Annotated in this window: 8 protein-coding genes; 4 read left to right on the plus strand and 4 right to left on the minus strand. The window is 32.4% G+C overall.

Translation table 11 applies throughout. The annotated features are described in order from the left end of the window. Positions 1–626: 626 nt before the first annotated feature. The 4 genes from ACMFBB_RS04485 to ACMFBB_RS04500 all read right to left on the minus strand — a co-directional run bounded on the left by ACMFBB_RS04485 (position 627) and on the right by ACMFBB_RS04500 (position 10,820). Entirely contained in the window at positions 627–1,733 is a 1,107-nt protein-coding gene (locus ACMFBB_RS04485) for a bestrophin family protein (RefSeq protein ID WP_435263266.1), read from the minus strand. 114 nt (positions 1,734–1,847) lie between these two features. Then, the gene (locus ACMFBB_RS04490) at positions 1,848–2,351 is read right to left on the minus strand and encodes a ClbS/DfsB family four-helix bundle protein (protein ID WP_435263267.1); all 504 of its coding nucleotides are present in this window, start codon (positions 2,349–2,351) and stop codon (positions 1,848–1,850) included. A gap of 393 nt (positions 2,352–2,744) precedes the next feature. Further along, positions 2,745–3,659, minus strand: coding sequence for a PorP/SprF family type IX secretion system membrane protein (locus ACMFBB_RS04495; RefSeq protein ID WP_435263268.1), 915 nt, complete (start codon positions 3,657–3,659; stop codon positions 2,745–2,747). A 3-nt stretch (positions 3,660–3,662) separates the two neighbouring features. Continuing rightward, complete coding sequence (locus tag ACMFBB_RS04500) at positions 3,663–10,820, minus strand: HYR-like domain-containing protein (RefSeq protein WP_435263269.1); 7,158 nt, start codon at positions 10,818–10,820, stop codon at positions 3,663–3,665. Positions 10,821–11,082: 262 nt separating this feature from the next. Here ACMFBB_RS04500 and ACMFBB_RS04505 point away from each other — a divergent pair, with 262 nt between their 5' ends. The 4 genes from ACMFBB_RS04505 to ACMFBB_RS04520 all read left to right on the plus strand — a co-directional run bounded on the left by ACMFBB_RS04505 (position 11,083) and on the right by ACMFBB_RS04520 (position 15,364). After that, on the plus strand, positions 11,083–11,502 hold the full coding sequence (locus ACMFBB_RS04505) for a hypothetical protein (protein ID WP_435263270.1): 420 nt from the start codon (positions 11,083–11,085) through the stop codon (positions 11,500–11,502). Positions 11,503–11,705: 203 nt separating this feature from the next. Then, on the plus strand, positions 11,706–13,685 hold the full coding sequence (locus ACMFBB_RS04510) for a tetratricopeptide repeat-containing sensor histidine kinase (protein ID WP_435263271.1): 1,980 nt from the start codon (positions 11,706–11,708) through the stop codon (positions 13,683–13,685). Then, the gene (locus ACMFBB_RS04515; RefSeq protein ID WP_435263272.1) at positions 13,675–14,319 is read left to right on the plus strand and encodes a response regulator transcription factor; all 645 of its coding nucleotides are present in this window, start codon (positions 13,675–13,677) and stop codon (positions 14,317–14,319) included. Before ACMFBB_RS04510 ends, ACMFBB_RS04515 begins: the two co-directional genes overlap by 11 nt. Positions 14,320–14,848: 529 nt before the next feature. Beyond that, the gene (locus ACMFBB_RS04520; RefSeq protein ID WP_435263273.1) at positions 14,849–15,364 is read left to right on the plus strand and encodes a hypothetical protein; all 516 of its coding nucleotides are present in this window, start codon (positions 14,849–14,851) and stop codon (positions 15,362–15,364) included. Positions 15,365–15,398 lie beyond the last annotated feature (34 nt).

Here is a 15,398-nt window from a genome sequence, read left to right on the forward strand (position 1 = left end):
TATTTTATATTACTGCGTATTAATCAAACTTGACTAGCTCTAAGCGCCCCCCACAAGTCAAACTATATTAATGCGCAGCTCTTTTTACTTTTGTTTATTTTTTTGATAATATTTATCAAGCTGCTTTATTCCTGATGAGAAAACAATCTATATATTTTGAGTACAAAAAAACTAAATGAAAATTAACTAATAAACAGTAACTATTCCTTTCTTTTAAAACCTGATGAGTAATTAATTTCAATTGACTTGAATTGCTAAAAAAAGAAAAAAATCACAAGTAGTTACAAACCAAAACATTTAGTGTATCATTAAACAATAATCATCTTTCATTATAAAAACTATTCCAATCTATCTCTTAATTATTTTATAGTAATTAAGAAAACCTATCCATTTTTTAATTTTAAGTGAGTATCCTTTTTAACAATAGGTCTCATTATATGAAACTGGCTTAGTTAGTTGTTTGGTAGTTTTAAAGTTTGTAAAACCCTTTTTAAAGGGTTTTACTTTTTCACCTATTTAATTATTAATGAATTATATACTATTCCACAATAAACATTATCTTTTTTATATAGTTCTTAAAAACAGAATTTAATTTTTATTGAGTAGAAGTTTTTATTGCATATAAACTATAACTGTGTATTATATTTAGTTTCTATAGGATTTGGAATCGTTTCATGATTTTCTCCAATAATTTGACGAATATCAATTTCTATTCCTCTTGACATTGTTGTAATTGGAACATCATTACCATTACCTTCAAACGGATTTTCAGATACGTCTCCAATACGCTCCATAGTATGAAAAATCCAAGAAATTATAACACTAAAAGGAATTGTAAACCAAACAAAATGTTGGCCAATTAACTCTATAATATGATGAAACCCTGAATTTGGATAAGGCTTATACTGCTGCATATTTTCAACAATACTTAAACCTATTTTATCAAATTCGTTCATCATTCCAAAGGGTAAAAGTATAACGAAAATCCAAACAAAATAGCGATTTAAAGTAGCAAACTGCCTTGGGTACGGAAAATTTTTAATACGCTCTACTTTTCCTTGTAGCGTATGAAATTCAACCATCATTTTTTCCATTTCCAAAAAGGAAAACTCCCAAATATAACCGTCTTCTTTTAGCTGTCTTAAATGTTTTGATTGCAACGTAATACACGCTGTTTGCTTATTCGTTTTATTTAAAATAAATTCTTTGTCTTTATCACTTACATACCCTTCTAACTCTTGTTCTAGCGTATACAATCGTTCATGAATATTGAATTTTTTCATGTATTCTTTTTCTGCTTTTCTAATCGTTGTGATTTCCCAAGGTTTTGGAGTTCTCAAGGCATGTCGAAGTGAACTCATCCAAGCAACATGACGCATGATTAATTTCTTTCGAATACTAAATAATTCTTCTTCCGATAGTTTTTTATCTGCGCGCTCATTTGTGATAAAATCATTTGCCATAATAGCAAAGGAACGAGATGCATTTACGATTCCTCCCCATACTTTTCTTGCTTCCCATAACCTATCATAAGAAGCATTATTTTTAAAACCAATAATAAAAGCTACCGCTGTACCAACTAAACCAATAGGTAACCAAGGTAAGTGTAACCAATACCATCTAAAAACTGTGTATAAAACAACTGGAATTAACGATATCAATAGAAACCATAAAATGTCATGTCGTGTCCATTTAAGCATTTTTCCTATTGAATAAGTTCTTTTAGTATACATATGTTAAATTAAATATTTGTAGTTTTATATTATTAGTTAAACTGTCAGCCATGTTCTGTCGTTGTTTACGAACATATACTTTTCAGCTTAGGTCAAAAAATTAACTTTAGTTTCTTATTTTGATTTTTTCCATTTTCTTACTCGACTTCTTGCGTTTTTATAAGGAGAAGAAGAGTTCAATTGTATCATTTTTCCTTTTGTCCATTTCCCATACCAAGGTTTTTCATATAATTCCTCGTTCGTATTATGCTCAATTAACTTTTTAAGTTTTTCTATGGTTTCGTCAAGCTTAATGAGCAATTCTAAATAGTTGAGTTTTTCGTAGTCTAAATAAAACTTTTGGGCAAGTTTTCCAAGTTCATTCCATTTATAGCCTGTTTCGGGAAAATTAACGGCTTCACCGTTTTCTTTTTTTCTATTCCACTTTAAAACGAGCTCTCCCCAACCAATAAGATAAGCTACCAAATCAGAAACACTCATTTTAGTTCCTTTTGAGTGTCCTTCAAGTTCTTTTACTTTGGTAAATTCTAATGAAATGTTTTCCAAATCTTTTTTCAACTTGGAATAACTACTTTCTATTTCAAAAATTAATTCTGCTTTATTTTTAGGAACCGCCATTTTTAAATTTTGTTCAAATGAAAAATCCTGAAATATAGTTACTGATTTAAATTATATTTTTATCAAAAAAATTAAATCCCATATTCAGTTTTTCAATGCCCAAAGATACGTGTAATCTTTTTTCCTTGTATAGTTTAATTAGGTGTTTTTAGGCTCTACAATACATAAAGTATACATAAAGATTTGGTAAAGATTAAATTCATCTTTTGTGTATTAGATTAACTTTTTCTAACACTTAATTTTAACAGTAATTATTTCCTTCAATCATGCTAGTTCCTACTTTTTTATTTTGAGGATTTTGATGTATACATTTCTACAGTATTAGATTCAATTATCTACATGAAAACAAATCCTTTGATTTTTTCAGCTTAATAAATTATGATTAAATCAATGTTACCTAAAACTAAACCCTTCCTTCAATCGAATATTTAAAACAATACCGTGCATACTTGTAGGATTGTTTTTAAGTGCTTGATTGTAATTATAGGTAACTCTACAATTATTAGATATTCTAAATCCTGCTAGAAAATTAACAGAAGTATTTGTTCGGTACCCTACCCCAACTTCAAACTTATTTTTGAAATTTACTTTCATGTTTACATCTACTTGGATAGGCGCCCCTGAAGAATATTTGAAAAGCATGCTTGGGTTAATCAGTATTTCTCTAAATCGGGTGGCAAAAAAACGATAACCAGTCAGTAGATAAAAAGGACTAGTTATATTTACATTATTTTCTGATGATAACGAACTTCCTAATAAATTAGGCGCAGAAAAACCAATATAAACTTGTTCTCTGTTATAAAATACTCCAGCACCTATAGTTGGTACAAGTGTATTTATGTTTTTAGCAAAATTTGGGTCATCTTTGATTTCCAAAGCCAATAAATCTTCACCATAAATTATAAATCCACCAGTAATCCCAAAAGACAAAACATGAGGATTATAGTCCCACCAAGTGCTTCTATCAGAGTTTAAAAACAACTTATAAGAGTATGCGCCAAAGATATTGGTCATTCGACTAACACCTATTTGATCACTATAAACACCAGCTCCTAGCCCCACATTTTTAGAGCTCATAGGTGTATTAATACTTAAACCAATAGTTCTAGGACTTCCTTCAAAACCATTTAAATATCCACTAGCGCTAACGATGATATCTGTACTCTTATAAAAACCAGCGTGAGCAGGATTAAACACTACACTGTTATAACTGTAATTTGCAAAAACAGGTGTCTGTTGCCCTAAAATAGTATGTAAAAAACCTGTCGATATTAGAGCCGATAGAAATAATATAAATCTTAAATTCATTGCTTAACGTTTTAAAACAAGAAACCCTGTTTGTTCTTTTTGATGTTGCTTGTTTTCAATATTAATTTGAAAAAAATAAGTACCCTCAGGAAGCTCATATGCTCCTAAATTTCTTTTTTTATTAGCAATTCCTCGAAAAACATTAGAAAAATTGTCATAGTTAGAAATTTCAAAAACCAAATCGCCCCACCTATTGTATATCGATACCTTATTTTTAGGATAATCAGTGATGCCTGAAATCTCCCAGTACTCATTAATACCATCACCATCAGGAGAAAAACCGTACTTACTTTTAATTGGATTTACATTCTCTATAGTAATATTAAAACTACATGTGCTAGAATTGCCTTTTAAATCCGTTGCTTCGAACGTAATAATAGTGGTTCCTATTGGGAATTCAGATCCAGAGGGTAATCCCGCTATTTGATTAATCGTAACGGCAGAACAATTATCAGTAGCTTCAGGAACATCGAAATTCACAATTACTTTCAATAAACCTCCTTCTGTATTTTGAACAATGTCATCTGGACATTCGATTACAGGTGCTATAGTGTCGTTTATAGTGATTGTTTGAGTTACATCGATAAAATTTCCCCCTTCATCCGTAATTCGATAGGTTCTGGTGATAGTTTCTGGAGCACTTCCGCCATCACTTATATCACTTACAAAAGTTACCGTTGGATTCGTGGTACAGTTATCTGCTTCGTCAGTAACTACAGCTATAGTTGGTACAGGAACATCAGCAATACAAGATACTGTTATACTAGGAGGATTACTCGCAGTTGGATTTATAGTGTCGTTTACAGTGATTGTTTGAGTTACATCGATAAAATTCCCCCCTTCATCCGTAATTCGATAGGTTCTGGTGATAGTTTCTGGAGCACTTCCGCCATCACTTACATCACTCACAAAAGTTACCGTTGGATTCGTAGTGCAGTTATCTGCTTCGTCAGTAACTACAGCTATCGTTGGTACAGGAACATCAGCAATACAAGATACTGTTATACTAGGAAGATTACTCGCAGTTGGATTTATAGTGTCGTTTACAGTGATTGTTTGAGTTACATCGATAAAATTCCCCCCTTCATCTTTAATTCGATAGGTTCTGGTGATAATTTCTGGGGCACTTCCACCATCACTTACATCACTTACAAAAGTTACCGTTGGATTCGTAGTGCAGTTATCTGCTTCGTCAGTAACTACAGCTATAGTTGGTACAGGAACATCAGCAACACAAGATACTGTTATACTAGGAGGATTACTCGCAGTTGGATTTATACTGTCGTTTACAGTGATTGTTTGAGTTACATCGATAAAATTTCCCCCTTCATCCGTAATTCGATAGGTTCTGGTGATAGTTTCTGGAGCACTTCCGCCATCACTTACATCACTTACAAAAGTTACTGTTGGATTCGTGGTGCAGTTATCTGCTTCGTCAGTAACTACAGCTATCGTTGGTACAGGAACATCAGCAATGCAAGATACTGTTATACTAGGAGGATTACTCGCTGTTGGATTTATACTGTCGTTTACAGTGATTGTTTGAGTTACATCGATAAAATTTCCCCCTTCATCCGTAATTCGATAGGTTCTGGTGATAGTTTCTGGAGCACTTCCTCCATCACTTACATCACTCACAAAAGTTACTGTTGGATTCGTGGTGCAGTTATCTGCTTCGTCAGTAACTACAGCTATAGTTGGTACAGGAACATCAGCAATACAAGATACTGTTATACTAGGAGGATTACTCGCAGTTGGATTTATAGTGTCGTTTACAGTGATTATTTGAGTTACATCGATAAAATTTCCCCCTTCATCCGTTATCCGATAGGTTCTGGTGATAGTTTCTGGAGCACTTCCGCCATCACTTACATCACTCACAAAAGTTACCGTTGGATTCGTGGTGCAGTTATCTGCTTCGTCAGTAACTACAGCTATCGTTGGTACAGGAACATCAGCAATGCAAGATACTGTTATACTAGGAGGATTACTCGCAGTTGGATTTATAGTGTCGTTTACAGTGATTGTTTGAGTTACATCAATAAAATTTCCCCCTTCATCCGTAATTCGATAGGTTCTGGTGATAGTTTCTGGAGCACTTCCTCCATCACTTACATCACTCACAAAAGTTACCGTTGGATTCGTGGTGCAGTTATCTGCTTCGTCAGTAACTACAGCTATCGTTGGTACAGGAACATCAGCAATGCAAGATACTGTTATACTAGGAGGATTACTAGCAGTTGGATTTATAGTGTCGTTTACAGTGATTGTTTGAGTTACATCAATAAAATTTCCCCCTTCATCCGTAATTCGATAGGTTCTGGTGATAGTTTCTGGGGCACTTCCGCCATCACTTACATCACTCACAAAAGTTACCGTTGGATTCGTGGTGCAGTTATCTGCTTCGTCAGTAACTACAGCTATCGTTGGTACAGGAACATCAGCAATGCAAGATACTGTTATACTAGGAGGATTACTCGCAGTTGGATTTATAGTGTCGTTTACAGTGATTGTTTGAGTTACATCAATAAAATTTCCCCCTTCATCCGTAATTCGATAGGTTCTGGTGATAGTTTCTGGGGCACTTCCGCCATCACTTACATCACTCACAAAAGTTACTGTTGGATTCGTGGTGCAGTTATCTGCTTCATCAGTAACTACAGCTATCGTTGGTACAGGAACATCAGCAATACAAGATACTGTTATACTAGGAGGATTACTCGCAGTTGGATTTATACTGTCGTTTACAGTGATTGTTTGAGTTACATCAATAAAATTCCCCACTTCATCCGTAATTCGATAGGTTCTGGTAATAGTTTCTGGGGCACTTCCGCCATCACTTACATCACTTACAAAAGTTACTGTTGGATTCGTAGTGCAGTTATCTACTTCATCAGTAACTACAGCTATAGTTGGTACAGGAACATCAGCAATACAAGATACTGTTATACTAGGAGGATTACTCGCAGTTGGATTAATGGTATCGTTTACAATAACTGTTTGTATTACATCGATAAAGTTTCCTGCTTGATCAGTAACGCGATAGGTTCTTGAAATAGTTTCAGGATTGCTCGCTCCATCACTAACATCACTAATAAAAGTAACTGTTGGTGTAATCATGCTGTCATCCGCCTCATCAGTAACCACTAAAGGATCTGGAGTAGGAACATCACTAGAGCACTGAAAACTCAGAGATAATGGATTACTGGCTGTAGGAGGAACCAAGTCAACAATTTCATTTACAACAAAAGTACAATCATTAGTATTTCCTTTCACATCGGTTGCAATCAGGGTAATGGTCATTCCTGGAGTATAGGTGCTGCCTGCAGTAGGAGATTGAGTTACTATTGGATTTACATCACAATTATCGCTTACAGTTGCTGAGGAAGTATAGTCTGGCAATAAATTTCCAGAAGCTAAGATTTGATCAGATGGACAAGTAATTACAGGCGCCTCTGTATCTGGAACTGAAAAACCATAAATAACATAAGCACGGCCAGGATCTAAACTAGAACTACTATCATAGTACAACCTTTCTTTTTCTCCAATGATGATATCAGTAATTCCATCACCGTTTATGTCCCCTAAATTTGCTAATGGATATTCTCTAAGAGAAGAACGAATTATAAATGCTTCAGAAGGAGGTAATGAATATGTAGAGATAGTTGCATTCCACGGAGTATTTTTTCCAAAAACAATAACACTTCTTCCGTAAGTTCCTAAAAGAAGGTCATCAATTCCATCGTTATTAAAATCACCTCCAGAACTAGCAACAGTAGGAGTTGATGAAATTTTAAATCCATTAATTCCATTTAAGCTTGTTATATCTTCTTCAGCAGAAAAAGGAGTATCCTTTCCAAAAAACAGATAGGAATTTCCGAATAAGATATCATTAATTCCATCATTATTAATGTCACCAACCCCGTTTATTAATGTCTTATATCGGTTTGATGTAAAAGAAGAAACATCAACATAAAATCCGTTAGCACCATTTATTTCGCCGGTAGAAATAGTACGTGGATGGTTTCCTGTTTTTCCGAAAAGGATAAAAGTTTTATTTGTTCTTCCACCTTGAAAACCAAGATCATCAATGCCATCACCGTTAACATCTCCTAAACCAGCAACAAAATTTCCGATAGCCTCTCCATCGGCATTCCCTTTTATGGTAAATCCATTGGTACCATTTAAATCGACAGCTTTTAATAAAGCAGGAAAAGGGTTAGAACTTCCATAAACAATATAACATTTACCAGTGGTATCCGTCCATCTTGCTGATCTAGCACCAATAATAATATCATTAATACCGTCATTGTTAATGTCTCCTGCAGAATCAATAGAAAGTGCAGATTGATCAAAAGCAGCTCCACCTAAAAATACGAATCCGTTTGTACCATCTATATCAGAAACATTAAACACTGAAGGAAAAGCGCTTCTTTTACCAAAAACAATATAGGTTTCTCCCATTTCACTTCCCAAAGCATGACGACGGAATGGATCACTAAACATTAAATCATCAATTCCATCGTTATTAATGTCTCCAGCTGTGCTTACCTGATAACCTGAAAATTGAAAAGTTCCACCCGGAATATCGTTTGTTATTTTAAATCCATTAGTTCCATTTAGTAATTTAGTGTCAAGGTTTGGTAGGAAATTTCCTCTTTTTCCGAAAACAACAAAAACATCACCTGGAAAATTCCCCCTTTCTATACCTCGTAAGGTATTCATCCTATAGGCTTTTCCAGGTGAGCCTACTAAAAAGTCTTTAATACCATCGCCATTTACATCTCCAGCGTTTCTTACATCATAACCAGTTTCACCTTTTATTCTATCTCCTTCAATCGTAAATCCATTGCTACCATTTAAATCATTTAAATTCAACGAAGCTGTTGTACAATCTATAGGAGGAGGTGAAGGACGCGTTGTAACTAAAAAGGAACAATTCTCACTATTTCCAGCCCCATCAGTTACGGTTACAGTTACATTAGTGTCTGAGGTAAACACGGTTCCTTGTGCAGGAGTTTGAGTATAAGTGAAATCGAAAATAGAAGTACAGCTGTCAGAAACTGTTAGTTTTAAAAAATAATTAGGTAGGGTAGCGTTTACAAATAAGGATTCTGATGTTAAACAAGTAATCACTGGTTTTTCGGTATCTGACCCTCTATTTAAAATAAATGTACAGGTATTACTATTTGAACTAGAATCAGTAGCCGTCATGGTAATTGTCATTCCATCTGTAAATCGAGTTCCTGAAGCAGGACTTTGCGTAACAGTAGGAGAAGGGTCGACGAGGTCTGTAGCTACAACCAAACTTGTAAAATCTGGAACCTCATGTGTATGGCAAGGCACCTCTTGATTTCCTGGACAAGTAATCGTTGGGGGGGTAGTATCTCCGCTAGACAACGTTTTGGTATTATCTATTTTTTCGATCACTCCTTGGTTCCCTGAACCATCTTCTAAGAAGATATAAATGTCATATATGGTATCTTCTGATAAAGATGAAATTACTTCATCAATATTTGTGTTTGCGGTATTCATTAAAAAACTACCATTAGTTACTGCTCCCGTGCCTCCTGTAATAATATCGTGTGTTACACTTAAAGAAAACGTACTTGGAAAAATGGCGTAGTGAATGGTTCCTGTTTCTGGACCGTTAACAGTAATCGTAAAACCAGAAGTTGTTTCATTATTAGCTTGAGGATAGGTGTCGTTTAAGGGCATCGCATAATGATCACCTCCTAAGATTACATATGCTTCTCCCGTTCTTAAGCCACTTCCACTAAGTTCTTCATTTGGACTACCAATAATAAAGTCCGAAATTCCGTCATTATTAAAATCGCCACCACTTATAGGTCTACCAATATTTGATGTTCTAAACCCAGGAATGATAAAACCATTCATACCATTCAATGTCATTTCATCAATAGGATTGGGAAAACCAGTTGTGCTTCCAAAAACAACATAAGCATCATTATTATAGCCACTTCCTCCATAGACAGATATAAAATCGTCAATTCCGTCTTGGTTTATATCGCCAATGCTAGCTGAAGTTAACGTACCTGGCAACACAAAACCATAGGTGCCATCATGAATACTGCTCAATGGAATATGGGAAGGAAAAGGATCGGTTAGTGGTTTTCCGAAAATAGCTGCCCTTTCAGAAAAGAAATCGTCGATTCCATCATGGTTAATATCTCCTAATGATCCTGTAAAAGCTAAGAAATTACCACCAGAATGGTCTACAGTAAAGCCTTCGGTAACCGACATGGTTTCTACATCTAATACAGAAGGAAAAGAGTTTCTTCCGTAAATTAAATGTGTTCTTGCTCCAGTTCCAGATTCCCAATCGCCTAAATTAATATCGTTAATACCATCGTTATTAATATCGCCTGCACCACCTGCTAAATAGCCAGGAATGGATGAATTCGAATATTTTTTAATGCTAAATCCTTTTATGCCATCTAACCAAGAAGCATCAATAATAGCAGGGAAATTTGTAGATCGACCAAAGTATATTTGTGCGCAACCACCAGCCCTACTTAATATAAAATCGTTTATAGTATCGCCATTTACATCTCCAAGAGCACCTGCTTCTTTAGCACTGCCTTGAATAAGAAAACCATTAACTCCATCGGCATAATCAACAGTATAAACAGCATTAAAAGGAATAGTTTTTCCGTAAATAACCATCGTGCCTCCGCCATATGAAATTACCAAATCATCTATACCATCTCCATTAATATCTCCCAAACCTTCTACAGATTTCCCCATACGTTTACTCCCTTCTTTTCCTTCTACTACAAATCCATTTATACCGTTAAGACTGGTAATGTCAAAACTAGAAGGAAGCCCAGCATTTGTTCCAAAGATTATATAAGCAGCTCCTGCGAGATTCAACCCATTTATATCTGCATTGTTAACACCAATACCAATATCTTCAAAACCATCATTATTGATATCGCCAATGAATTTAGTTTCAGCACCAAATTGAGACTTTGGATCAATACCAGGTATTGCAAATCCATTTGTTCCATTTAAAGTCTTGACATCAAAATTTTTAGGATAAAATTGTTGTGCTTTTATACTAAAAGTAGGTAATGTATTTAATAAAACAAGTACTATTAAACACTTAAACTTAGCTATGTTTCTGGCTATCCTTTTCATGATTATTGTAATAGTTAATTAAACACAAAACTAAAAATGAACTCACAAACCTACTCCACCACAAACAGGGTATTTAAATATATTAAACCCCCTGTTTTCAGGGGTGATATTTCCACTACAAAAGGGGTGATATTTCTACTTAACTCATTTCATATTTGTATTGAGATTTTTGATCAACTATTTTTCGGAGTAAACACACTAACTATACTGATTCAAACTTTCACAAATAACTAATATTAACCCTATAAAAACTATTTAAAACATGATTTGGGGAATTACATTAATCTTACTAAGTATCATTGCAGTACCATCACTTTTATTAGCAAAAAAGCCAAATGCTAAAGAACTTCTTGAAAAAATTGAACCCTACCAAGGTTGGATTGGATTTGTATTTTTTATTTGGGGGCTTTGGGGAGTTATATCTTCTTTATTAAATATTGGAGGACTTAGCGTATATCCTATTTGGTGGATTACTTTGTTAGCAGGAAATATCGTTGAGGCTGTTTTAGGTTTTATGCTAGGTTTTGGCTTAATCAATAAATTCGTTTTATCTAAAACAGAAGGAGGAGAAGAAAAAGGAAATCGTTTAAGAGAAAAACTAGCTCCAAAACAAGGACAATTAGGGGTGTTCGGTTTATTCGTTGGGACCTGGATGATTGTAGCTTCCTTTTTATTTTTATAATAAATACGAGTGTGTAATAAGAAGTCAATTAGAAGGGGCTTTCAACATCTTTTTCAATGCATTAATAAGCATTGGAAAGGGTGTTTTGCACCTACAATAAATGAAGCTATTTCTTTTTATTATTTTATTTGATTAGTGTGACAGTCAAAATTTAAACGAATTTAAACTCCTTGAGACTCTTTAAAATTAATACATTTGTTAACATGCTTCAATTTTTACATAAACTTGTTTTATTTAGTATTTATCTATTCTCTTTTTACACCTATTCCCAAAGGAAAGTAGAGGATAAAACATCTTTAAAAACAAAAAAAGAGACTGATTTCAAGGAAAAATCAAAAATTGATAAGGCTTTTTATTTATTTAACAATAATGAGAAAGATAAAGCATATAAAATAGCACATAAATTATTGAAGAAAAAGTTAGCTCCAAAAACCAAAGTTAATGCGTATTTACTATTGAGCTTTTATTTCAATTCTTCTGAGTTAATTGATTCTTCCTTATTTTATGGTAGAAAAGCCTTGATTCATAAAAGATATATTAAAAACGACTCTTTACAAAATAGACTAAGTTCACTTGTTTATAATTTATTTGCTTTGAATAGTAAAAAGAAAGGCTTGAGTGAGGAAAGTAAAAAATGGCACCTTAAAGGAATAGAAGCTACTCAAAAATATAATGAAGAAGACCTTTATTACACCCATACTCATGGTTTAGCTCATGCTTACATGAATATGGATGACTATAAAAAAGCGTTGAAATTATTCAAATTGTGTTTAAAATATAAAGGTGATAAAGAAATAACTTTTGGAAGTTATATCAACATAGGAATAATTTATTCGCTTTTAAAAAATTTTAAACTATCTAATAAAAACTTAAACAAAGCCCTAAGCCTTTCGGAGAAAAATGATTATGCAACTGGAACAATAAAAGTAAATCTTGCTAAAAACTATGAAGAATTAAATGACCTCGATAAAGCATTTTTATTCAATAAAGAAGGACTAGCAATTGCTGAAAAAAAAGGATATAATAAACTTGCTATCGAAGCACGTTTTAATATCGCTAATATTTATTTAAAACTAAAGCGATATAAAGATGCCGAATTAATGTTTTCTCTTAGTTTAATTAATGCCGTTGAGTTAGGATATTTGAATCAACAGAGGCTTATCTATGAAAAACTTAAAGATATTTCTATAGCAAAGAATCAATACAAAAACGCCTTTCAATTTTTAAATCGAGTTTTTAGTGTTAAAGATTCCATAAGTAAGCTACAAAAAGATAAAGAAGTTAATGAGCTAGAGGTAAAGTATAAAACACTACAAAAAGAAAATGAAATTACGTTACTAAAGAAAAATCAAGAAATTCAAAAAGCAGAACTAATTAGAGAAAAAAGTATTAAAAACATCATTTTATATTCTTTCTTAATTATTTTGATTCCTGTTTTAGGATTGCTTGTGATTTATTATCAAAAATTACAGGCGCAAAATGAATTAAACAGAAAACAAGAAGAAATCAATAATCAAAAAATTTCATCACTCATTAAAGATCAGGAATTAAAAGTAATAAAAGCCTCTATAAAAGGTCAGAATAAGGAAAGAAAGTATATTGCTCAAGAGTTACACGATAGTATTGGAGGAAATTTAGCAGCTATAAAATTAAAACTAAATAGCTTCGAAAAGGATACTATGAAAACCGCCTTTTTAAATGAACTTAATAGCCAGATAGATTGTACATATGAAGAAGTTAGAAATATTTCTCATAATCTAATACCAAAACAATTTAATGAGAATAACTTTAGTAATATACTAGAAGAGTATATGAATAGCATTTGGGGAGCAAACAGCTCTTTTACTGTATACCCAAGAGAAAAGATAAATCTTTTAAAAGAAGAATTACAAATTGAAATATTTAAAATTATTAAAGAATTAACGACGAATACAATTAAACATGCTAATGCTACAAACATTGAGTTACAGCTTAATATAATCAATAACGAATTGAGCATGTTATTTGAAGATAATGGTGTTGGTTTTATTTCAAATACTAATAATGAAGGTATTGGCTTCTCAAATATTAAAAGTAGGTTAAAGAAATTTAGCGGTGTTTTACACATCGATTCCAGAATAAATAGAGGTACCATAATTAATATTGAAATTCCCCTTACAAAAGAAGTTGAAGATGAAATATAACTTAATAATTGTTGATGATCATAAGATGTTTTTAGACGGTGTTCTGAGTATCTTAAATTCCGAAAATGAATATAATGTCGTGTTGAGTTCAACCGAAGGAAAAAATGTAATCAAATATTTAGACATTAACTCTAATGATACAATAGATTTAATAATCACGGATATCTCCATGCCTGAAATAGATGGAATTTCTCTTAGTAAAATTGTAAAAGAAAAGAACAAAAAAATAAAAATACTTGTAGTAAGTATGCACACAAATGCAGATATGATTGATAGTCTTATTAAATTAGATGTTGAAGGTTATATTCATAAAAATGCAAAAAAAGAGGAGCTATTACATGCTATAAAAGTGATACTAGACGGGGAAAAGTATTTTTCCAAAGAGATTAAAGATATTTATTTTGAAAATAAGTTATCAAAAAAGAAAGAAGAAGAAATTAAACTCACTCAAAGAGAAATTGATGTCATTACCTTAATAGCACAAGAATATACTACCCAAGAAATTGCGGATAAGTTATTTTTAAGTAAGCACACTATTGAAAGTTATCGAAAAAATATTATTGGAAAACTCGGGGTTAGAAACCTTGCTGGCTTAACAAAATATGCTCTCAAAATGAAGTATGTTTCGGAATAATTGAACGTAAGTATATATGTTTCTTTTGAAATTAAGTTAAGAGCCCCCCTCAAAACTTGTTAGTTACCTCAACTCTATTTCTAAATATAGAACTAATAGAAGAATGAGTTTCATGAACTATTTATTTAAAAGACCTTTTTTGGACCCAATCAACATGATTGCTTTTACATTAGCTGTCTATGTTACAATAAAAAGTACTCTATTAATCAAAAAATTGAAAACACCAGCTAAACCATTATTATTGTTGTGATAAATTTTTCAATATATGGTATGCATTCAAAAATTAGATGTGAAATCCCTCAATGTAAATTCAATCTTATTAATTATCTTTACAATGACTGCTTCTTCCCTATTTAGGGTTAGCTAGAACTAAAGGAAAACATGCTAAAAGAACAATATTCCTCCAGATAGGAATATTATTAATCATTAAAAACTGATTAAGAAGACAGTACCAACTATATGTGAAAATTAAGTTTAATCTGTAGCCATATTTTGGGGCGTAACATTTATAAAACAAAATTCGAAAAAGATGATTAATTTAATTATGGTTATTTCTACAAGTATTATTTGTGGAGGGATAATTTGGTATTCCGAGATAAAATCAAATCAAAAACTAAAAAAGGAGTTTACTGGAAGATATAAATTAAAAGCAAATATTTCATATAAAATTTTGGGTATTTTGTCCATTATTATCTCTGTAATTTTAATAAATATTATGATTATGCATTGGAGTGAAGAGATACAGATATTGGCACCTATAGCAACTTGTATATTTTTGATTCCTGGAATATATACACTGATGTTTTATTACAACTACAGTATTGAGTTTAATGAGTCGAGAATTTTGTCTACAAATTGGAGAGGAGCAAAAAAAAATTTTAAATGGAGCGATATAATAAATGTTAAATTCATTGAATCCATAAAATGTTTATATGTAAAGTCTAATTCTGGAAAAATCTTAATTAATCAAGATTCTGTAGGTTTTATTATTTTAATTGAAATGATGGAATTAAAAACCGGCTATAAGTTTAAAAAACAAAATTAAAAACCTTTAAAATAAACACAATAACTATAACAAC

It is taken from the genome of Tenacibaculum sp. nBUS_03 (genome assembly GCF_051201695.1).
In the GTDB taxonomy this organism is placed as follows: domain Bacteria; phylum Bacteroidota; class Bacteroidia; order Flavobacteriales; family Flavobacteriaceae; genus Polaribacter.

Coding starts and splice junctions, on each gene's coding strand:
- ACMFBB_RS04485 (WP_435263266.1), bottom strand. CDS start 1,733: ATGTATACTAAAAGAACTTATTCAATAGGAAAAATGCTTAAATGGACA.
- ACMFBB_RS04490 (WP_435263267.1), bottom strand. CDS start 2,351: ATGGCGGTTCCTAAAAATAAAGCAGAATTAATTTTTGAAATAGAAAGT.
- ACMFBB_RS04495 (WP_435263268.1), bottom strand. CDS start 3,659: ATGAATTTAAGATTTATATTATTTCTATCGGCTCTAATATCGACAGGT.
- ACMFBB_RS04500 (WP_435263269.1), bottom strand. CDS start 10,820: ATGAAAAGGATAGCCAGAAACATAGCTAAGTTTAAGTGTTTAATAGTA.
- ACMFBB_RS04505 (WP_435263270.1), top strand. CDS start 11,083: ATGATTTGGGGAATTACATTAATCTTACTAAGTATCATTGCAGTACCA.
- ACMFBB_RS04510 (WP_435263271.1), top strand. CDS start 11,706: ATGCTTCAATTTTTACATAAACTTGTTTTATTTAGTATTTATCTATTC.
- ACMFBB_RS04515 (WP_435263272.1), top strand. CDS start 13,675: ATGAAATATAACTTAATAATTGTTGATGATCATAAGATGTTTTTAGAC.
- ACMFBB_RS04520 (WP_435263273.1), top strand. CDS start 14,849: ATGATTAATTTAATTATGGTTATTTCTACAAGTATTATTTGTGGAGGG.